The following is a 20,197-nucleotide window of genomic DNA, read 5'->3' as shown; positions in this document are numbered from 1 at the left end:
GCCGGCGGACGAACGGGTGGGCGGCCACGCGGGACCGCGGGCGCGGCCGGCGCGGGCGGTGGGCGTGGCAGGCTGAGCGCGTGGACGACGACAGGCACGACGAGCACACCGAGCCGGTCGACGAGGCCGGCCCGCTGCGCGTCGACGAGCCGCACGACGCACCGGGCGACCGGCTCAGCGGCGCGAGCGCCAGCAGGCGCGGCGCGGGACGGCTCGTGCTCGCCGCGACGCCGATCGGCAACTCCGGGGACGCCTCGCAGCGCCTGCGCGACCTGCTGACGAGCGCCGACGTGGTCGCCGCCGAGGACACCCGGCGGCTGCGCGCGCTCGCGGCCCGCCTCGGGGTGACGGTGGGCGGCCGGGTGGTCAGCCACCACGAGCACAACGAGCAGCGATCGGCCGACGAGCTGCTCGACGTCGTCGAGGGCGGCGGGACCGTGGTGGTCGTGACCGACGCCGGGATGCCGGCCGTCTCCGACCCCGGGTTCCGCGTGGTCGCGGCGGCCGTGCGTCGCGGGCTCGACGTCACCGCGGCACCCGGACCCAGCGCGGTGCTCACCGCCCTCGCGCTCTCCGGGCTGCCGACGGACCGCTTCTGCTTCGAGGGGTTCGCGCCGCGCAGGCCGGGCGAGCGTGCCCGTGCGCTCGCGGAGCTGGCCGACGAGCGCCGCACGATGGTGTTCTTCGAGTCGCCGCACCGCGTCGCCGACCTGCTGGCCGCGATGTGCGACGCGTTCGGCGGCGACCGGCCCGCTGCTGTGTGCCGCGAGCTGACCAAGACGTACGAGGAGGTGCGCCGCGGCCCGCTCGCCGAGCTGGCGACGTGGGCGGCCGGCGAGGTGCGTGGGGAGATCGTGGTCGTGGTGCAGGGCGCGCCGCGGCGCAGGGCGTCGGTCCCGGACCTGGTGCCCGAGGTGCTCGCGCGCTCCGACGCGGGCGAGCGGCTCAAGGACGTCGTGGCCGACGTCGCGACGACGGCCGGCGTGCCCAAGCGCGACCTGTACTCCGCGGCCCTGGAGGCACGCGCGCGCTGACCCGGGACGCGTGCGCCGGGTCCCCGTCGCCGCCATCGGGACGAACCGCGACGAAACCGGTGCGCGAACCGTCGCCGACGTGACAGGGGGCACCCCTACGATGACGGACGTGCCGCCTGCCACCGACGACGACGTCCCCGCCACGCCGGCCGGCCCGGGGGCCGTCGACGAGCCGAGCCCGACGACGAGCCCGACGAACACCCCGCCGACCAGCCCGTCGACCGGTGCCACGCCGGCCGGTGCCACGCCGGCCGCCGCCACGCCGACCGCCGCGGAGGACCCCGACGACTTCGACCACGTGGTGCTCGTCGGCGGCGAGGACCACGACGCGCCGCAGCACCGCCGCGCGGACACCGCGACGCCGCCCGACGAGGACGACGAGCAGCTGACCACGCGCGAGCGGCTCCTGCGCCGGCTGCTGGGCGAGGCGACGCTGCGGCTCGACGCGACGCGCCGCTCGCGCGTCATCGGGTGGGTCGCACCGCTCGCCGTCATGGTCCTGGGCGGGATCCTGCGCTTCTGGCACCTCGGCACGCCCCACCGGTTGGTGTTCGACGAGACGTACTACGTCAAGGACGCGTTCTCGCTGCTGACCAACGGGTACGAGGCGAACTGGGACGACGACTCGAACCCGAAGTTCGAGGCGGGCGACACGAGCGGCCTGCGCACCGACGCCGAGTACGTGGTGCACCCCCTGGTCGGCAAGTGGCTCATCGCGTTCGGGATCAAGCTCGGCGGGGGCATCGACAGCTCCGCGGCCTGGCGGCTGTCGGCGGCGATCTTCGGGACGATCGCGATCCTCATGCTCGCGCGCATCGCACGACGGCTGTTCGCGTCGACGACCTGGGGCACGCTCGCGGGGCTGTTCCTCGCGCTCGACGGCCAGGCGATCGTCATGTCCCGCGTGAGCCTGCTCGACCCGTTCCTCATGTTCTTCGTGCTCGCCGCGTTCGGGGCGCTGCTGCTGGACCGCGAGCAGGCCAGACGCCGGCTCGCGGAGCGCACGGCCCTGCTGCTCGATGCGGGCGAGCCGCTGGGCGACGGTCCCGGCCTGGGGTGGCGGTGGTGGCGGTTCGCCGCGGCCGTGCTGCTCGGGCTGGCGTGCGGCACCAAGTGGTCCGGCATCTACTTCCTCGCGGTCTTCGGCCTCATGTCGGTGCTCTGGGACATGACGGCGCGCAAGACGATCGGCGTGCGCCGGTGGGTGTGGGCGGGCTTCGCGAAGGACGGGATCTTCGCGGGCGTCGTCATGGTCGTCACGACGTTCGTCGTCTACCTCGCGACGTGGACCACGTGGTTCACGCACGCCGGCGCCTGGGACCGGCAGTGGGCGGCCCAGAACCCGGGCCAGGGCGTCGGGTGGTTGCCGCCCGCGCTGCGCTCGCTGTGGCACTACCACGTCGACATGTGGAACTTCCACAACGGCCTGGACTCACCGCACCCGTACGCGTCCAAGCCGATCGGCTGGATCGTGCAGTGGCGGCCGACGTCGATGTTCTACCCCACCGAGGTCTCGCACCTCTCGGGCCAGCGGGCGCTCGACGCGTGCGGTGCGTCGAGCTGCTCGCAGCCGATCGTCGCGCTCGGCAACCCGATCCTGTGGTGGGTGGGCGCTGCCGCGATCCTCGTCGCGCTCGTGTGGCTGGTCCGCTACCGCGACTGGCGTGCCGGCGCCGTGCTGTCCGGCATCGCCGCCGGGTGGCTGCCGTGGTTCGCCTACTCGCACCGCACGATCTTCACGTTCTACTCGATCGCGTTCGTGCCGTGGGTCGCGCTCACGGTCGCGTACGTGCTGAGCCTGATCGTCGGGCCGCCCGACGACGACGTGCGCGGCCGGCGCAACGCGCAGGTCGCCGTAGGGGTCGTCGTCGCGGTGATCGTCGCCGCCGGCTTCTTCTTCTACCCCGTGTGGAGCGGTCAGGTCATGCCGTACCAGCAGTGGCACCTGCGGATGTGGCTCAAGAGCTGGGTCTGAGCCTCAGCGCTCCCAGTCCACCTGCGTGCTCGGGTGCCACGCGAGCCCGAGCCGGTCCCAGAACGCGCCCTGGTGCGCCACACGCGCGCGGAAGTCGTCCCAGTCGCGCAGCTCGGGTGCGGTCCACGCGACCTCGGCGACCGCGGCGAGCCGCGGGAGCAGCATCGTCGTGAGGTCGTCGAGCGTGCGGATCGTCTCGGTGAAGACCGCCGCCTCGACGCCGACCACGGACTCGGGCGGCATGCCCTCGATGAGGGTCGTCGGCTCCCAGTCGTACGCGTCGCGCATCTCGACGCACCCGGCCCACTCGAGCCCGAGCGGGAAGTCGGCGTCGTACTTCATGTCGAGGTACGACTTCGACGCGGGCGACATGAGGAACAGCGCCCCCGCCTTGGCCGCCTCGACGAAGACCGACGGGTCGACGCGGGGGTCCCAGAACTGCACGACCGTGCCGGGCTCGAGCGGCGTGTGCGCGATCTCCTGCCAGCCGATCACCTTCTTGCCGGCCGCACGCACGACGCGTGCCGCGGTCCCCACGAGCGAGGCGTACTCCTCGGCCTCCATCGTCAGCACCTCGTCGCCGCCGATGTGCACGTACTCGTCGGGGGACATGGCAGCGACGTCGCCGAACACCGCCTCGATGAACGGCGTCGTCGCGGGCAGGTCCGCGTGCAGCCGGCTGAACCCGACCTCGATCCCCGTGTAGGCGTCGGTCGGCTCACCCGACGGGTTGAGCTCGCCGTAGGCGTGCGACGCGGCGTTGACGTGGCCCGGGACGTCGATCTCGGGGACGACGCGCACGCCGCGCGCGGCGGCGAACTGCACGATCGTCTGGAAGTCGGACGCCGAGTAGTACCCGCCCGGGTCGCCGTCGACGGCGGTCTGCCCGGACACGCGTGTGAGGTTGGGTCGCGACGGGACGTGCAGGCGCCAGCCCTGGTCGTCGGACAGGTGCAGGTGCAGCACGTTGAGCTTGTAGTGCTTCATCAGCCCGATGACGACCTTGACGTCCTCGACGCCGAAGAAGTGGCGTGCCACGTCGAGCGAGAGCCCGCGCCACGCGAACCGCGGGGCGTCCTCGATCCGCACGGCCGGGACCGACGCACCCTCGTCGCCGTTGCACGCCATGAGCTGGCGCAGCGACACCACGGCGTGCACGAGCCCGGCCACCTCGCGCGCACGCGCGGTGACGCCGTCGGAGGTCACGACCAGCGAGTACGCCTCGTCACCCTCGGGCGCCGCGTCGTCGAGCAGCAGGCGCACGGCGCCGGGGCCCTCGACGTCGTCGTAGCGGACCTGCACCGGCTTGCCCGCGACCCGGCCCAACAGGTCCGCGCTGAGCACCGCGACCTGGATGAGCTCGGGACGCTGCTCGACGACGACGGCGGTCGAGCCGTCGACGAGGAACGGTCCGCCCTCGAGCTCCTCGACGCTCGCGGGGCGAGGGACGATGGCGATGTCCGGCACGGGGCTCCTCAGGTGGTTCGTGGTGGATCGTCGTGCGACGGGACGACGCTACTCGACGTCGGCGGCCAGCCGGCGCGCCACGACGGCGCACGTCGCCAGCTGCAGCTGGTGGAAGACGATCACGGGCAGCGCGACGCTCGCTGCGACGGCGGGCGTGAACAGCACGGCGGCCATCGGCAGACCGGTCGCGAGGCTCTTCTTGGAGCCGCACATGAGCAGCGCGATGCGGTCGGGCCTGCTCAGCGCGAGCAGCGCGCCGCCGCGCCACGTCAGGGTGAGCATCGCGGCCAGGACGGCGGCGCACACGACGACGAGCACGACGAGCACGCCCGCCGAGATGTGGTCCCAGGCACCCGACGTCTGCGCCTCGCTCACCGCGGTGTAGGCGACGAGCAGGATCGTCACGCGGTCGCTCACGCGCGTGACCGACGCGTGCCTGCGCACCCAGTCACCCACCCAGGGCTGCACGGCCTGCCCGAGCGCGAAGGGCAGCAGCAGCTGCACGAGGATCCCGCGCAGGGAACCGCCGGCTCCCCCGCCGGCGCCCATGAGCAGGGCGACGAGCAGCGGCGTGAGCACCACACCCGCGACGTTGGAGATGGTCGCGCCGGTGATCGCGCCCGCGACGTTGCCGCGCGCGATCGACGTGAACACCACCGACGACTGCACCGTGGACGGCAGCAGGCTCAGGTAGAGCATGCCGGTCTGCAGGTCGGCGGGCAGCACGCTCTCGGGCAGCAGCTGGACGGTCAGGCCGAGGACGGGGAACACGACGAAGGTCGCCGCGAGCATCGACCCCTGGAGCCGCCAGCTGCGCAGGCCGTCCCACACCTCGCGCGTGCGCATCCGTGCGCCGTAGCCGAAGAACAGCACGACGATCGCGACGGTCCGCGCGACCTCGAGCACGTCCGCCGCCGTGCCCGTGGCCGGCAGCACGAGCCCCAGGACGAGCACCGCGACGATCATCACGACGAGCGGGTCGAGCCACGCCGTCACCGCCGCGCGCACGCGACCGGGGCTCGGGTCGGCGGGCACCCGGCCATCCTGCCACCGCTCGACGAGCGGCCCCGCCCGCGTCGCCCTACGTTCGGACGAGCGGCGCGACAGGCGCCCGGACCACAGGAGGACCCGTGACCATCTCAGGCATCATCAGCGCGATCATCATCGGCATCGTGATCGGAGCGCTCGGACGCCTCGTCGTCCCGGGCAAGCAGAACATCCCGATCTGGCTGACGATCGTCATCGGCATCGTCGCCGCGCTCGTCGGGACGCTGATCGTCGGGAGCCTGCGCGACACGGATGGCATCGACTGGATCGAGATCATCGTCCAGGTCGCGCTCGCGGCTCTCGGCGTGCTGGCCGTCACGAGGCTGCGCAAGAGCTGACCGCCGGCCGGATCTCGCGCCGGCCGCGAGACGACGAAGGTCCTCCCGGATCCCGGGAGGACCTTCGTCACTGCGGTGGAGCTGAGGGGATTCGAACCCCTGACCTTCTCATTGCGAACGAGACGCGCTACCAACTGCGCCACAGCCCCGCGAGCGGGAACAGACTAGCAAAGAATTCCGGGGGTCGACGACACGCTCACTCGCCCACGGCACGCCGCTTGGCGAGCACCGCGTCGAGGTCGATCGAGCCGGTCGTGGCGACGGGGACGTCGTCCGGGACGACCGCCGACGAGACGGCCGACGACGCCGCCGGCGTGACCTGCGCGGCCGGCTTGTCCGATGCGGCCGCCGCCGGACGCGCGGTGGTCGAGCCCTCGACGTCGCCGAGCGGTGCGGGCTCGCGGCGGGGAGCGGGGGCCTTCATCGCGTACGTCGGGCGCGGGACGGCGACCGGCGACCAGCCCTCGCCAGTCTCACCCTCCGTCGCGGCGGCCGACGACGAGCGCACCGTGGCGCCCACCGTCGGGATGACCTGCGTGTGCTCGTCGGACGGCTGGAAGGCGCGACCCACGTGCGTCGCGCGCGGCCCGCGTGCGACGGACGGCAAACCCGCGGCGGGCGTGGCCGGCCGCACCGCGGCGCGCTGCAGCTCGGCGTCCTGCCGCTCCCACGCGGCGTCGGCCGCACGCCCCGCGAGGACCGCGCGGCGACCCAGCACGACGACACCCGTGAGCAGCGCGGTGGGCACGGCGGCGACGACCCACGTCACGGCGGGCGCGACGCCGACGACGACCCAGCCGGCGACCGTCGCGAGCAGCAGGGCGCCCGCGAGCAGGCCACGGCGGCGTGCGGCGGCACCGCGCCGCGCGAGGGCGGCGGCGTGCGCGGCGCGGGCCTGGGCGGCGCGGCGCGCGTGCTCGGTGGCGAGCCGGTCCTGGGTGGCGGTGGGTCGGTCCACGGCGGTACCTCCTTCGACAGGTCCCGGTCGGGTGACCGGGACCCCTGAGCCCGGGGTCAGCAACCCCGTCGTGCTACGGCCTGTGGTGCTGCGTCCTGTCGTGCTGCGCTCCGCCGGGCGGGAGCCCGAGGCGCCGTCGGTGCCGCGTGCCGACCGGCCGTGCCGGTCGCTCACCGCGACCACGCGCAACGCCTCCGAGTACCTGTCGTCCGACCGGGACTCGAGCAGCTGCTGTCGGTGCCGCAGCTTGTGCGGCACCAGGTAGGCGATCCACAGGCCGACGAGCGCCAGGGCGACCGGACCTGCGAGATCTGTCACGCACCGACGGTAGGGCGCGTCGCGTCCCGCTCCCCGGAGCCACGCCGCGTGTGTCGCTCGTCGGCCGGTGAACTCCGCACGGACACCGCTCGGACATCGCTCGGACGCCGCTCAGACGCCGCGCGTACGGTGCCAACGAGCGAGCAGCCCGTCGGGCACCTCCTCGGCCGTGATCGCGAACGTGCGGTGGTCGCACCAGCGGTCGCCGATGTGCAGGAACCGGACGCGAACGCCCTCGTCACGCAGGCCGAGCTTCTCGACGACGCGCAGCGACGGGCCGTTCTCGGGCCGGATGTTGATCTCGATGCGGTGCAGCCCGAGCACGCGGAAGCAGTGGTCCACCGCGAGCGCGACCGCGGTCGGGGTGATGCCGCGCCCCGCGACGTGCTGCGACACCCAGTAGCCGACCGACGCCGAGCGCATCGAGCCGTACGTGATCGAGGAGACCGTGAGCTGTCCGACGAGCTCGCCGGCGAGGTCGACCGCGAACGGCAGGGTGCTGCCCGAGCGCGCCTGCGTCTGGAGGGTCCGGACGAACGCCGCGAACGTGGGCCGCGGTGCGTCGAGCGGCACGGGGCTCGTCGCGTCCCACGGCTCGAGCCACGCCGCGTTGGCGGAGCGCAGCGCCATCCACGGGTGCTGGTCGCGGCGCCGCAACGGGCGCAGGCGTACGTCGCCGTCGACGAGCGTCGCGGGCCAGCCGGTCGCCATCAGCCCTCCAGCACGAGGCAGTGCACGGTCTGGCCCGGGCGGACCGAGAGATCCTGCTCGCCGACGACCGCGAGCGCGTTGGCCCGCGCGAGCGCGCTCACCGACGGCGACGACGGGTCTCCGACGGGGGTCACGCGGTACCCCTCGTCGGGCGAGCCCAGCACGGTCGCGGGCACGAACTGCCGCATGCCCGGCGGCGAGGACCATCCGTCGGTGGCCTGCGCGGCGACCGACGGGCGGAACACGTCCGCGTGCCCGGCCATCTTGCGCAGCGCGGGCCGGACGAACACCTCGAACGAGACCTGTGCCGCGACGGGATGCCCCTGGAGCGCGAAGATCGGCACCTCGCGCTCGGGTCCCAGCTCCGAGCCCACGGCGCCGAACCCGTGGCGGTGCCCGGGCGTCATCGCGACCTGGTCGAGCCGGACGGTGCCCAGCGGCGCGAGCACGTCCTTGACGGTGTCGTGCGCGAGCTCGGACAGGCCGCCGGTGACGACCACGAGGTCGGCGCGCACCAGCTGGTCGTCGAGCGCCTCGCGCAGCGCCGCGCGGTCGTCGCGCTGGATCGCGACCCGCACGGGCGACGCGCCCGCGTCACGGACCGCCGCCTCGAGCGCGTGGCTGTCCGCCTCGAAGACGCCGCCCTCGCCGAACCGGGTGGACCCGGGCTCGACGAGCTCGTCGCCGACAGCCATGAGCACCACGCGCGGCGTGGGGTGCACGGGCAGGCGACCGAAGCCGAGGGCCGCCGCGATCGCGAGCTGGCGCGCGGCCAGGCGTGTGCCGGCCTCGAGCACGAGCTCGCCACCGGTCGCGTCCGAACCCGCGGCGCGCACGTGCTGGCCCGCCACGGCCGCACGCTGCAGCGCGACACGCGCCGTGCCGCGGTCGGTCTCCTCGAGCGGGACCACGGCGTCCGCGCCGTGCGGGAGCGGTGCGCCCGAGGCGATCCGCACGCACTGGCCGGGTGCGAGGCGCAACGGCGCCGCCGCCCCGGGACGCACGTCGTGCGCGACGGGCAGCACCGAGTCCGGTGCCGTCTCGTGCGCCGCGACCGCGTACCCGTCGCGCTCGGCGACCGGCACGCGCGGCAGGTCGGCGGACGCGACGACGTCGTCCGCGAGGATGCAGCCGGCGGCGTCGTGCAGCGCGACGTCGAGCGGCGCGACCGGCCCGACGGCGGCGAGCACGGCCGCCAGGTGGTCCTGGACCGATCTCATGCGCGCATTGTGCCCCGGCCCGGGCGCCACCGCGGGGAGGCGGCGACCCGGGCGATGCAGGTCCGGGGCCGGTCAGGGGCCGGTCAGGGGCTGGTCCGGGGCCGGTCCGGCGCCGGGCGTCAGTCGGTGGGAGCGCCCAGGGTCGGGACGAACTCCGCGAGCCAGGCGCGGAAGTCGGGGCCCAGGTCGGGCCGGTCCGCCGCGACCCGGACGACCGCCTTGAGGTAGTCGAGCCGGTCCCCCGTGTCGTACCGGCGGCCGCGGAAGACGACGCCGTACACGCCGCCGCCCTGCTCCGCAGGCATCTCGGCGAGCGTCGCGAGCGCGTCGGTCAGCTGGATCTCCCCGCCGCGGCCGGGCTCGGTGCGCTCGAGCACCTCGAACACCGCGGGGTTGAGCACGTAGCGACCGATGATCGCCAGGTTGCTGGGCGCCTCGTCGGCCGGAGGCTTCTCGACGAGCGCCGTGACGCGCACGCTGTCGTCGTCCTCGCCCTCGAGCGGCTCGACCGCCGCGCAGCCGTACAGCGAGATCTGCTCCTCGGGGACCTCGAGCAGCGCGATGACCGACCCACCGGTGCGCTCCGCGAGCTCGATCATCGGTGCGAGCAGCGTGTCGCGCTCGTCGATCAGGTCGTCGCCCAGCAGCACCGCGAACGTCTCGTCGCCCACGTGGTGCTTGGCCTGCAGCACCGCGTGCCCGAGGCCCTTGGGCTGGCCCTGCCGCACGAAGTGCACGTGCGCGAGGTCGGTCGAGGCGCGCACGCGCGCGAGCCGCTCGGTGTCGCCCTTCGCCTCGAGCGCCGCCTCGAGCTCCGGCACGGCGTCGAAGTGGTCCGCCAGGGTGCGCTTGGAGCGGCCCGTGATGAGCAGCACGTCGTCGAGCCCGGCGGCGACCGCCTCCTCGACCACGTACTGGATGGCCGGCTTGTCGACGACCGGGAGCATCTCCTTGGGCGTCGACTTGGTGGCCGGCAGGAACCGTGTGCCCAGCCCGGCGGCGGGGATGACTGCCTTGTGGATCGTCATACGTCCGGAGGCTAGCGGCGGGCGCTCGGGGGCGCGCAACGGGTGCGGGAGGTCCGTCGTGTGACATTCATCCCTCTCGGGGTCCCGCGTCACCGCACGTTTGCGACACTGGACCCATGAGCAGCGCCGCCCAGCCCTACCCGACCGCGTCCGACGGGGACGAGGTGGAGGACGTCAAGGACCGGCTGCGCTCCGCGATCCGCACCGCCCGCTCGGCGCGTTCCCAGCGGCTGCGCGACGAGGCCGCCGAGCGGCTCGCCGACGTGGTGAGCGCGATCCCCGAGGTCGCGTCCGCGTCGTGCGTCTCGGTGTACGCGTCGCGCCCCAGCGAGCCCGGGACGAGCCCGCTGCTCGAACGCCTGGCCGCGCGCGGCGTCCGCGTCCTGCTGCCCGTGCTGGGCTCGGGGCTGCAGCGCGACTGGGCCGAGTACGACGGCCCCGACGACCTGCGTGAGCGCGCCCCCGGCCGCCCGCCCGAGCCCGGCGGGCCGACGCTCGGCGCCGCAGCGATCGCCGAGGCGGACGCGATCGTCGCCCCTGCCCTCGCGGTCGACACCGCGGGCGCCCGGCTGGGCCAGGGCGGCGGCTGGTACGACCGCGCGCTCGAGCACGCACGCCCCGACGCGCTCGTCGTCGCGCTCGTCTTCCCCGAGGAGCTGTACGACGCGACGTCGCGGCCGCTTCCGCGAGAGCGGCACGACCGGACGGTCGGCGCGGTCGCGACGCCCGAGGGGTGGCGCCCGGTCGGCTGAGCCTCGTCGGCTGAGCGTCGTCGGCTTAGCGTCGTCGGCTGCGCCCCGTCGGCCGGGTGCCGTCGGCCGGCGTCACGGCTGCAGCGTCAGCTTCTGCTCCGCGTCCGCCTGCACCGCCGCGGCCGAGAACGGCCACGCGAACGTCCTGCCCGCGGCCCACGCGCCGAGCTGGTCGGTGTAGTGCTTGCTGCCCGGGTGCCCCGAGGTCCCCGTGAGGGTGACCCACGTCGAGGAGTCCAGGTCGCCCAGGTCCACGACCATCCGCATCGACGGCGCGGCCGTGACGTCGAACGACCCCGAGCTCGCGTCCCACGCGGTCGCGTCGACGATCGACGACCCGCCGCCGACCCCGATGGGCGTGGGGTTGACCAGCCTGCGCACGATCGCCGGGACCGAGTCGCCGCCCAGCACCGGGTGCTCCGGCGCCATGACGTGCAGCTTGCCCCACGACCAGTCCTTCGGGTCGCGGCCCAGACGTGCGGTGAGCTGTCGCCGTGCGGAGACCATCGCACGCGTCAGCACCTCGTCACGGCCCTCGACGACGCCAGGCGTCGAGCGGTCGTCCCACCACGGGGAGTCGGGGTCGTCGAGGAGCCGGCGGACCACCTCGAGCCAGCGCGAGTCGCCGCTCGGGCCGTCGCCGTCGGGCAGGTCGTCGTCGAACGCGAGCTCGAGCACGTTGGCCCACACCGCCGCGAAGTACGCCGCGGCCGGCGAGTCCTTGTCCGAGACGCGGTCCCACGTGCGCAGCAGCTGCTGGCCGTCGTCGTCGAACGTGTTGCCGATGTCGAGCGACAGCAGCGCGGGCACCAGCACGTCGGCATACGGGTTGTGCTGGTCGTACTGCAGCGCACCCATCGACGCGACGTCGACCTTGCCCCCGTCGGACGTCGCGGCCTCGAGCTGGTCGCGGATGCGCTGGCTGCGGAAGCCGTAGTCCCAGTCCTGCGTGAGGTACGGCCCGGTCCCCCGCGGGACCACCTGCTGGTTCGCGGCGACGATGATGCCGCTCGCCGGGTCGAGCGCGTGCGGCATCTGCGCCGGGTCGACGTAGCCCTGCCAGTCGTAGTCGCTGTCCCAGCCGGGTCGCGGCCACGTGCCGTCCGACGGCAGCTCGCCCGCGACCTTCGCGCGCAGCGGGATGCGGCCGGGCGCCTGGTATCCGATGTGCCCGTCGGCGGTCGCGAACACGATGTTCTGCGACGGCACCTCGAGCAGGCGGCCCACGCGCGCGATGTCGTCGGCGTCCTTCGCGGTGTCGATCGCGAGCAGCGCGTCGGCCGTGTGCCCCGGCTGCAGCGCGGTCCATGCGAGCGACACCGCATACCCGTGGCCCGACGTGCCGTCGGGCACCGGTCCGTCGCCCACCGCCGCGAGGTCGTCGACGACGTCCGACACGATGGGTCCGTGCCGCGTGCTGCGGACCTGGATCTGCACGTCGTCGGAACCGTTGACCTTGATCGTCTCGGTGCGGGTGACGATGGGCTCGGTGCCGTCGTCGACCTGCACCGCGTCACCGAGGACACGCTCGAGGAAGAAGTCCGTGACGTCCGCGCCGAGGTTGGTCAGGCCCCACGCGAGCTGGTCGTTGTGGCCGATGACGACGCCCGGCATGCCGGCGAACGAGAAGCCCGACACGTCGTACGGGCACTGCGTGCCCACCTGCGCGCACCGCAGCCGCACCTGCGCCCAGATCCCGGGCGCGGAGATGCCCAGGTGCGGGTCGTTCGCGAGCACCGGCTTGCCCGACGCGGTGTGCTCGCCGCTCACCACCCAGGAGTTCGAGCCGACGCCCGCGCCGTCGCCCACGAGGTGCGGGACGGCGTCCACCGCGGCGCTCGCCGAGACGATCGCACGCTGCACGTCGCCGCTGCGAAGCTCGGCGGAGGTGATCGTCGCGTCGCCGTGCGCGGCGGCCGTCGCCGTGGCCGCGTCGTCCTCCTTCGCGGTCAGGATCGGCGCGTTCACGTCCTGCGGGTACTCGGGGAAGAGCTGGTCGACCTTGTCGACGTCGCGCACGGACTCGAACGTGCGCGCACGCTCGAGCTCGTCGTCGTAGTTGCCGCGCAGGTCCCACGCCATCGCCTTGAGCCACGCGAGCGAGTCCACCGGGTCCCACGGCTCGGGGGCGCGCACGTTCACCTGCAGGCCCAGCACCGTGTACTCGACCGCTATCTGCGAGGGCGCCTTGCCGTCGAGGTAGGCGTTCACACCGTCCGCGTACGCCTGCAGGGCCGCACGCGTCGACGGCTCGACCGTCTGCCACTCCTGCTCGGCCACACGCCGCCACCCGAACGTGCGGATGACCTTGTCCGCCGCGAGCGCGTCCGCGTTCTCGCCGACGAGCTCGGAGAGCCGGCCCGCCGTGACGTGCCGGCGGTAGTCCATCTCGAAGAAGCGGTCCTGCGCGGCGACGTAGCCCTGGGCGCGGAACAGGTCCGCGCTCGTCGTCGCGGTGATCGTCGGGACGCCACGCGCGTCACGCGTGACCGTGACCGGTGCGCTCAGCCCGGGGACGTGCAGCGTGCCGGACGTCTGCGGCAGCGGCCTGCGGATGACGACGACCGCGCCGACGACCGACACCACCAGCGCGGCGACGAGCACGATGGCGACGACGAGGACGGAGAGACGCACGGCACGGCGGGACACGTTGCCGAGGGTAGTTCGTCCCGCGTGCGTCGGGCGCGCTCCGTACGCGCGACGCGTGCCGTGCACGTGCGGAATGCCGACCGTTGCCGGACCGTTAGCATTGGCACTCGGATCCGACGAGTGCCAGCCTTCCCCGGGAGAACCCCAGTGCCCACCTACTCCTACGCCTGCACGGTGTGCGGCCACGCCTTCGACATCCAGCAGTCGTTCACCGACGACTCGCTGACGGTGTGCCCCGAGTGCGACGGGCGCCTGCGCAAGGTGTTCTCGTCCGTGGGCGTCGTGTTCAAGGGGTCCGGGTTCTACCGGAACGACGCGCGGTCGGGGAAGTCGTCGTCGGTGCCGGCGGCGGCGTCCCCGGGTTCGTCGTCGTCCGACTCGTCCTCGGCCTCGTCGTCCTCGTCCTCCACCGCGTCGACGGGTGCGTCGACGGGTGCAGCGCCCGCCGCCTCGTCGGCATCGGGCAGCTCGTCGACCACCTCCGCCTGACGGCCGCTGCTGCCTGACGGTCGCCGCGGTCCGGCGGCCGCCGCTGCCTGGCGGTCGCCGCCGCGCTGACGGCAGGCGACCCGGCCCTGAGCGTCGTCAGCCGGCGTCGAACCGTCCACAGGCCCGCCGGGGCACATGGGCCGTCCACACCCCGACCTCCGACCGCGGCCGGTCCCGGACGCGCCTGCCTAGCGTCCGGGCATGAGCAGACGAGCGGCCACCGGTCCCCCACCACTGGGACGGCGTCCCCTGCCCGCGGGGCTGCTCGCACGTCGCGTCGCGTGGCGGGCGAGGTTCGTCGTCGCAGCCGTGCTCGTCGGGATCGCGGTGTCGCTCGTCGCACGCTCGCTCGCCCCTCCACCACCGCGCACCTCGCCCGTCGTCGTCGCGACGAGGTCGTTGGAGGCCGGGCACGCGATCGCGACGGGCGACGTCCGGATCGCCCGCGTGCCGGTGCCGCTGGTGCCCGACGACGCGCGCGCGTCGACCGATGCCGTCGTCGGCCGGACCACCGCCGTCCCGCTGACGCCCGGCACACCCGTCGTGCCCGGCGTGCTCGCGTCGCGTGACCTGTCCGGCCCCGAGGGCACGGTGGTCGCGGCGGTCCGCCTGGCCGACGCGACCGTCGCGTCCTGGCTCGCGCCCGGGGTCCGCATCGACGTCGTCGCGGCGTCCGGCGACAGCGGGCAGGGGCACGTCGTCGCCCGACGTGCGCTGGTCCTCCCGACGCCCCGGACCGCCGGTACGCACACCGCGCTCGGGGTCGGCGAGGGCGACGACTCCACGCCCGTGCTGGTCGCGGTCTCGCCCGACGAGGCCTCCGACCTGGCCGGAGCGGCCGCGCTCGGGATGCTGTCCGCGGTGGTCGTGCCATGATCGACGTGCTCGACGAGGAGCGGTCCGACGATACGCACGACATCCGGGGAGCTTGGCGTGACGCACAACGTGACAGACGCGGTCGGGGAACGGCTCAGCGGGGTCGGCAAGGTCCTCAACGGGTTCAAGGAGTTCATCTCACGCGGGAGCGTCGTCGAGCTCGCGGTCGGTGTGGTCATCGGCGCGGCGTTCGGTGCGGTCGTCAAGGCGATCGTCGACAGCTTCATCAGCCCGCTCGTCGGCTGGATCTTCGGCGCGCAGGACCTCACCGACGTCTGGGACATCGGCCCCTACTCGTGGCAGACGTCGACGACCGAGCACCCGATCGCGCCCATCAAGGTCGGCGCGATCCTGCAGGCGGGGCTGACCTTCGTCATCACCGCGGCGGCGATCTACTTCGTCATCGTGCTGCCGATGAACGCGCTCGCGGCACGCCGCAAGAAGGGCCAGGTGGACGAGCCCGCCGCGCCGGCCGAGGACATCCTGCTGCTGCAGGAGATCCGCGACCTGCTCGCGCAGCGGCCCAACCCGGCCACCGCGAACGACACGGGCCTGTCGTCCGCGCCCGGGGCGACTGCACCGGGCATCGCACCGGGCACCGCCGAGCCGGGGCGTGGCGACCTGCCGCCGAGCATCCCGCCGCAGCCGCCCACCGCCTGAGATCGGGCGTCCCGCAGCCCCGACGGTCATGCAGGGGCCTGCACGGCTGCCCGACGACCGGCTCTCACCAGTGCGGCGGCTTGTCCGACCGGAGGCGTGCGTCGTTGCCGTCGTCGGCGCGCCCTCCCCAGCCGATGTCGGAGTCGTCCTGGCTGCGCCGGGCCGTCGCAGGATCGTCTCCCGGGCTGCCGCCGGTGCGAGGGGTACGCGCCGGAGGGTCGGTCGTCGGCGAGGTGCCTGTGGGTGCCGTGACCGTGGGCGCGGAGCCTGCTGGCGTGGTGCCCGTCGGCGGGAACGCCGGGTGCACCGACACGAGCGCCGAGTCCGCGACGGCACCCACGGTGCCGGCCGGCCGGACCACGCGGCGACGGCGGGGACGTTCAGGACCGGTCACCCGACGATGATCTCACCGGCGCCCGCATGCAGTCGTGGCGACGCGGGGAGCCCGCGACGCGTCAGTCGCCCGCGAGACCCCGGCTGACGGCGCCTCGCACCGCGGTGTCGACCCGGTACGACCGGCGCGAGATCCCCAGCTCCGCCCGGAGCGCAGCCGCGAGCTGGTCGCGCGAGCGCTCCTCGCCGTCCGAGCGGAGCCACGACACGAGGTCGTCGAGCTGGTCGTCGGAGTAGGCACCGATCGGCAGGCCACGACGGACGTCCGGGCGCGGTCGCGTCGGGACGGCCAGCGCGAGCTGGACCGCCCGCACCTGGCCCGACGGGGTGGCGTCGACGGCCGGGGGAACCTGGGCGTCCGGAGCCGGCACCGGCTCGGGTGCCGCAGTCGGGGTCGGGTTCTCGGTCGAGGTCGGGTTCTCGGTCGAGGTCGGGTTCTCGGTCGAGGTCGGGTTCGGGGACTCAGCCGACGGCTCGCGCACGGATGCCTCGTCCGGTGCGGTCGCGTCAGGCAGTGGCGCACCCGCGGCGTCGAGGTCCGGTGCCACCGGACCCGGCGCCGGCACCACGTCGTCGTGCACGGCACCGACGGGCGCACCCGCGTCCGTAGCGGCATCGATGGCCGAAGCGCCCGGCGTCGCATCGGCTGGCGTCGCATCGGCCGGTGTCGCATCGGCCGGCGTCGCATCGGCCGGCGTGGCACGGGACGGACCGACGAGGTCCTCGGCGTCGGTCTCGGGGTCCACGAGCACGGCCGGGAGGGCCTCCGTGCGCGGACGGGCCACCGGCTCGGCCGGGACGCGTGCGTGCACCAGGCGGCGGATCCTGTCGACCTCCGCCTGCGGGTCGAGGAACGCCGCCGCCGACCACACGCGCAGCACCGACCAGCCGAGGCTCTCGAGCCGGTCGGCCACGAGGCGGTCGCGGACGCGGATGCTGGGCTCGTCGACGTACGCGGCGTCGTCGGTCAGCACCGCGACGAGCATCTGGTCCGGCAGGTCGGGGTGGCCGACGACCATCGGGATCCGCGTCCCGCCGGGGATGCCGTAGTCCACCTCGACGGTCAGGCCGTGCCGCCACAGCCGCTCGGCGAGGTCGAGCAGCAGGCGGTCGGGCTCGGGAGCGTCCGCGTCGGCTGCCGTCGCGCCCGCGGGCGTCGAGGTCGGGTCGGCGTCGCTCGCACCGGCCCGGAGCGCGTCCGCGGCATCCGTGCTCGCACCGGTCTCGTCAGTGGGGATCGCCGCGCCCGATGGCTCGTCAGCGACGGAGCCGCCGCGCGGACCGTCGGCCCCCACGGGCTCCGTGGCGTCGGACCCCGCAGGCGCCGCGTCGTCGGCCGCACCGGTGACCCGGCCCTCGGGCGCGATCTCGCCGACGCCGATCCCGCGCGGACCGGGGTCGGCCTGACCGTCGTCGGCCGCAGGTGCCGGCAGGAGCTGCGTCAGGTCCGTCGAGCCCGCCGACCGCGCGGCGGCGAACGTCAGCAGGTCGCGCAGCAGCACCGGGCCGGGTCCGCGCAGGCGTGCGGGGTCGAGGTCGTCGGCGCCGAACGACGCGACGACGTCGAGCCGTCGCGCGACCGAGCCCAGCGCCTCGAGCAGCAGCGCGTCGCCGCCGGGTCCGGACAGCGTGCCGAAGGTGTGCAGCACGCGCCGGTGCGGCGTGCGGCCGAGACCGAGCGACAGCACGACGGCGTCGCGACGCAGCCCGGCGACGTTGGTGACGTCGGTGACGACGAACGGCTCGCCCCGGCCTGCGTCGAAGAACGCGGCCAGCGCGGGGTTGGCGCGGACCTCGCCGAGCACGGCCTCGCGGACCGCCTCGGCGTGCTGCGCGGTCACGGTGACCACCGCGAGCGACTCGTCGGGCCGCATCACCACGTGGTCCATGACGAGCTCGAGCACGCGCTCGACCTCGGCCGTCGTCGTCGCGACCATCCCGGAGCCGTCGGGCATGCCGGTGCCGTCGACGACGTGCAGGCCGACGAGAGGCTTCTGCTGCGGAAGCGGCATGGCGGACAGCACGCCGTCGTACCCGTGCCGCGCGAGGAACACCGTGAGGTAGGGGTCGCGGCGCGACGCGCCCGCGAGCAGCGCGACGCGCGGCAGCACGTCGGCGAGGTCCCGCACCGCGCTGCCCGACGCGCAACGGGCGTCACCGACGACGACGACCTGCCGCCCGCGCGCGACGGCCGCGAGCACCACCTCGACCGGCAGGTGGGCGGCCGAGTCGATCACGACGAGGTCGACCGTGCGCGACGGCGGGAGCACCTGCGGCACGAGCATCGGGCTCGCGGCGACGACCGGCCGCAGCCGACGTGCGACCTCCGGGTGCCGCGCGAAGGTGTCGCGCAGCGACGTGAGCCGCTCCTCGACCATCTCCGCGAACAGGTCCTCTGCCTGCGCGCGGTGCTGGCGCAGCGCGGCCGACACGTGGCCCACGGTCGCGGCCAGCACGGGCTCGGCGAGGCGCGCGACGTGCTCGCGATCGAGCTGCGCGTACCGCGCGGACAGCGCTCCGAGCGTGGCGCCGTCGTAGCCGGCGAGCGCCGGGTCCTGACCCAGGATCTGCTCGATGACCGTGCTCCACCACGCCAGGTCGAGCTCGGTCCCGGCGAGCGCCGGGTCGACGCGCCGCTCGGCGAGGTCGTCGACGAGGTCGCCCAGGCCCGCCGCGCGCAGCCGGTGCAGCAGCCCCGTGCGGTCCGGGAGCTTCTCGAGCGCCTCCTTGCCGGCGCGCAGCCGGCCCAGCCGGTCGACGATCGACACGATCGACAGGTCCATCAGGCCGGCGCCGTCGGGCGTGCCCGCGAGCACCTCGTCGAGCGCGGTGACGTCCTGCACGACCTGGCGCAGTTCGTCCTCGATGACCTCGAGCCCCTCGGGCAGGCGCGGCCATCCGCCGCCCGGGCAGTGCTCGTGCCACACGCGCCGCTGCTCGGCGACGTCCAGCAGCGCGGCGTGCAGGTCCGCGACGGGGCGTCCCGGCCGCACCATGTCCTTGGCCTGCTTGCGCAGCCGACGGCGTGTCACACGGCCCATCTCGATGCCCCGCTCGGCACGCCACTGCGGCGTCGCGGTCGCGGCGACGAGGTCGGACGCGGTCCGCTCGAACACGAGCGGCTGGAAGACGTCGAGCGCACCGCGCACGCCGTCGAGCATCCGCAGCTGGTCGACCCACGCGGTCAGGGTCGTCGCCTGCGTCAGCCCGGTCTCGTGCGCGACCTGCGTGGTGCGCTCGAGCAGCACGGGCAGCGACTGGTCGAGCAGTCGCTCGATGCGGCGCATCGCGACGTCCGCGTCCGCGCGCGTGCGCAGGTCGGCGCCGTACCAGGGCGTGTCCGACGGCCGCACGCGGAACGCGCCCAGCTCGCCCACGCGCAGCAGCAGCGAGGCGAGCTCGTCGCGCTGCGCCCCCACGGTGCGGGCCACGTCGGCGGTCAGCCGCACGGTCGTGCGGGGGGTCGGTCGCGCGGACGTCAGGCGCGCGAGCTGCTGCAGCGCGTCGTAGGCGGACACGCCCCACGGCGCACGCTCGGCGTGCAGCCCGGCGACGTACCCGCGCAGCTGCTCGCGGTGCGCGACGAGGTCCGAGCGCAGCGCCGCGAGCCCCGCGGTGTCGATGTGCGGCAGCTCGAGCGTCATCGCACCGAGGAGCCGGCGCGCGGCGATCGTGCGCCAGGCGGCGTCGGGTGCGACGTCGAGCAGGAGGTCACCGAGGCCGAGCGCGGTCAGCCGCTCCCCGAGCGCGACGGCCGAGCGGCGGTGACCCGGCACGTACAGCACGGTGCGGCCCTCGGCCGCGGCGTCGGCGACGACGGCCGCGAGCGTGCCCGTCACGTCGGCGCCCGTGGGCGCGTCGACGAACAGGTGCCCACCCGCCGCGACGGCGTCCAGCACGTGCTGCTGGGCCGGGTCGAGGTCGCCGGCGCCGCGCTCGCGCGCGGGGTCGCGGTCTCCCTGGACCTGCGCCGGGACCCGCGCCTGGACCTGCGCCGACGACGACGACGCGAGCTCGTCGGCGGGCACCCCCGCGAGCGCGGCGACCACCTCGTGCCGGTCGAGCGTCCCGGCGAGCTGGTCGAGGTCGTCGACGAGCACCTGGCCGGGGTGGACGAACGTGCCGACGACGACCCGCTCCGCGAGCGAGAAGTCCTCGAGCACCGCGTCCCCGAGCGACGCGAGCCGCTGCAGCGCCGCGCGCGGGTCGAAGCCCGACGGCGTGAACGCACCGCGCGCGGCGCTGCAGCGGCTCGCGTCGCTCGGGGACGCGGTGCTCGAGG

16 protein-coding genes and 1 tRNA gene are annotated in these 20,197 nt (G+C 74.6%); 7 read left to right on the top strand and 10 right to left on the bottom strand.

Translation table 11 applies throughout. From position 1 onward, the window contains the following. Nucleotides 1-80 precede the first annotated feature (80 nt). Both rsmI and AW16_RS0109820 read left to right on the top strand, forming a co-directional pair. Nucleotides 81-1,034: a 16S rRNA (cytidine(1402)-2'-O)-methyltransferase gene (gene rsmI / locus AW16_RS0109825; RefSeq protein ID WP_369794777.1), complete on the top strand. Its 954-nt coding sequence runs from the start codon at nt 81-83 to the stop codon at nt 1,032-1,034. 109 nt (nt 1,035-1,143) lie between these two features. Beyond that, nucleotides 1,144-3,009, top strand: a complete 1,866-nt coding sequence (locus AW16_RS0109820; protein ID WP_231496007.1) for a dolichyl-phosphate-mannose--protein mannosyltransferase — start codon at nt 1,144-1,146, stop codon at nt 3,007-3,009. A gap of 3 nt (nt 3,010-3,012) precedes the next feature. On the opposite strand, the gene AW16_RS0109815 is transcribed toward AW16_RS0109820, so the two are convergent. Both AW16_RS0109815 and AW16_RS0109810 read right to left on the bottom strand, forming a co-directional pair. After that, a complete protein-coding gene (locus AW16_RS0109815) occupies nt 3,013-4,476 on the bottom strand; it encodes a beta-N-acetylhexosaminidase (RefSeq protein ID WP_029289958.1) in 1,464 nt (487 codons plus the stop codon). A 48-nt stretch (nt 4,477-4,524) separates the two neighbouring features. Next, nucleotides 4,525-5,511, bottom strand: coding sequence for a bile acid:sodium symporter family protein (locus AW16_RS0109810; protein WP_369794776.1), 987 nt, complete (start codon nt 5,509-5,511; stop codon nt 4,525-4,527). 95 nt (nt 5,512-5,606) lie between these two features. Here AW16_RS0109810 and AW16_RS0109805 point away from each other — a divergent pair, with 95 nt between their 5' ends. Then, on the top strand, nt 5,607-5,861 hold the full coding sequence (locus AW16_RS0109805; protein ID WP_029289955.1) for a GlsB/YeaQ/YmgE family stress response membrane protein: 255 nt from the start codon (nt 5,607-5,609) through the stop codon (nt 5,859-5,861). Nucleotides 5,862-5,937: 76 nt separating this feature from the next. Here AW16_RS0109805 and AW16_RS0109800 read toward each other — a convergent pair. The 5 genes from AW16_RS0109800 to galU form a co-directional block, all read right to left on the bottom strand. Next, nucleotides 5,938-6,010: transfer RNA gene (locus tag AW16_RS0109800), tRNA-Ala, on the bottom strand. A gap of 47 nt (nt 6,011-6,057) precedes the next feature. Further along, nucleotides 6,058-7,137 carry a hypothetical protein gene (locus tag AW16_RS0109795; protein WP_029289953.1) on the bottom strand — a complete coding sequence of 360 codons (1,080 nt, stop codon included), beginning with the start codon at nt 7,135-7,137 and terminating at the stop codon, nt 6,058-6,060. A 111-nt stretch (nt 7,138-7,248) separates the two neighbouring features. Then, entirely contained in the window at nt 7,249-7,848 is a 600-nt protein-coding gene (locus AW16_RS0109790; RefSeq protein ID WP_029289951.1) for a GNAT family N-acetyltransferase, read from the bottom strand. Then, nucleotides 7,848-9,068 (bottom strand): gephyrin-like molybdotransferase Glp, encoded by a 1,221-nt coding sequence (gene glp, locus AW16_RS0109785; protein ID WP_029289949.1) that lies wholly within the window; start codon nt 9,066-9,068, stop codon nt 7,848-7,850. Before glp ends, AW16_RS0109790 begins: the two co-directional genes overlap by 1 nt. Before the next feature lie 119 nt (nt 9,069-9,187). After that, a complete protein-coding gene (galU, locus tag AW16_RS0109780; protein ID WP_029289948.1) occupies nt 9,188-10,096 on the bottom strand; it encodes a UTP--glucose-1-phosphate uridylyltransferase GalU in 909 nt (302 codons plus the stop codon). Between the two features lie 116 nt (nt 10,097-10,212). On the opposite strand from galU, the gene AW16_RS0109775 reads away from it, so the two are divergent. Then, complete coding sequence (locus tag AW16_RS0109775) at nt 10,213-10,848, top strand: 5-formyltetrahydrofolate cyclo-ligase (protein WP_029289946.1); 636 nt, start codon at nt 10,213-10,215, stop codon at nt 10,846-10,848. A 72-nt stretch (nt 10,849-10,920) separates the two neighbouring features. Here AW16_RS0109775 and AW16_RS0109770 read toward each other — a convergent pair whose 3' ends face one another. Beyond that, entirely contained in the window at nt 10,921-13,497 is a 2,577-nt protein-coding gene (locus AW16_RS0109770) for a penicillin acylase family protein (RefSeq protein ID WP_029289944.1), read from the bottom strand. A 147-nt stretch (nt 13,498-13,644) separates the two neighbouring features. Here AW16_RS0109770 and AW16_RS18095 point away from each other — a divergent pair, with 147 nt between their 5' ends. The 3 genes from AW16_RS18095 to mscL all read left to right on the top strand — a co-directional run bounded on the left by AW16_RS18095 (nt 13,645) and on the right by mscL (nt 15,522). Further along, nucleotides 13,645-13,986 (top strand): FmdB family zinc ribbon protein, encoded by a 342-nt coding sequence (locus tag AW16_RS18095; protein WP_081861580.1) that lies wholly within the window; start codon nt 13,645-13,647, stop codon nt 13,984-13,986. A gap of 201 nt (nt 13,987-14,187) precedes the next feature. Continuing rightward, nucleotides 14,188-14,862 (top strand): SAF domain-containing protein, encoded by a 675-nt coding sequence (locus tag AW16_RS0109755; protein WP_081861579.1) that lies wholly within the window; start codon nt 14,188-14,190, stop codon nt 14,860-14,862. A gap of 57 nt (nt 14,863-14,919) precedes the next feature. Then, nucleotides 14,920-15,522: a large conductance mechanosensitive channel protein MscL gene (gene mscL, locus AW16_RS0109750; RefSeq protein WP_156044127.1), complete on the top strand. Its 603-nt coding sequence runs from the start codon at nt 14,920-14,922 to the stop codon at nt 15,520-15,522. Nucleotides 15,523-15,586: 64 nt separating this feature from the next. Here mscL and AW16_RS0109745 read toward each other — a convergent pair whose 3' ends face one another. Next, nucleotides 15,587-15,916: a hypothetical protein gene (locus AW16_RS0109745; protein WP_156044126.1), complete on the bottom strand. Its 330-nt coding sequence runs from the start codon at nt 15,914-15,916 to the stop codon at nt 15,587-15,589. 61 nt (nt 15,917-15,977) lie between these two features. Next, nucleotides 15,978-20,197: hypothetical protein (locus AW16_RS18630; RefSeq protein ID WP_197021601.1), on the bottom strand; the 4,220-nt coding region annotated here is incomplete at its 5' end.

This window comes from Cellulomonas sp. HZM (assembly GCF_000708885.1).
Classification (GTDB): domain Bacteria; phylum Actinomycetota; class Actinomycetes; order Actinomycetales; family Cellulomonadaceae; genus Cellulomonas.
This window is presented reverse-complemented; position numbering and strand designations above follow the sequence as displayed.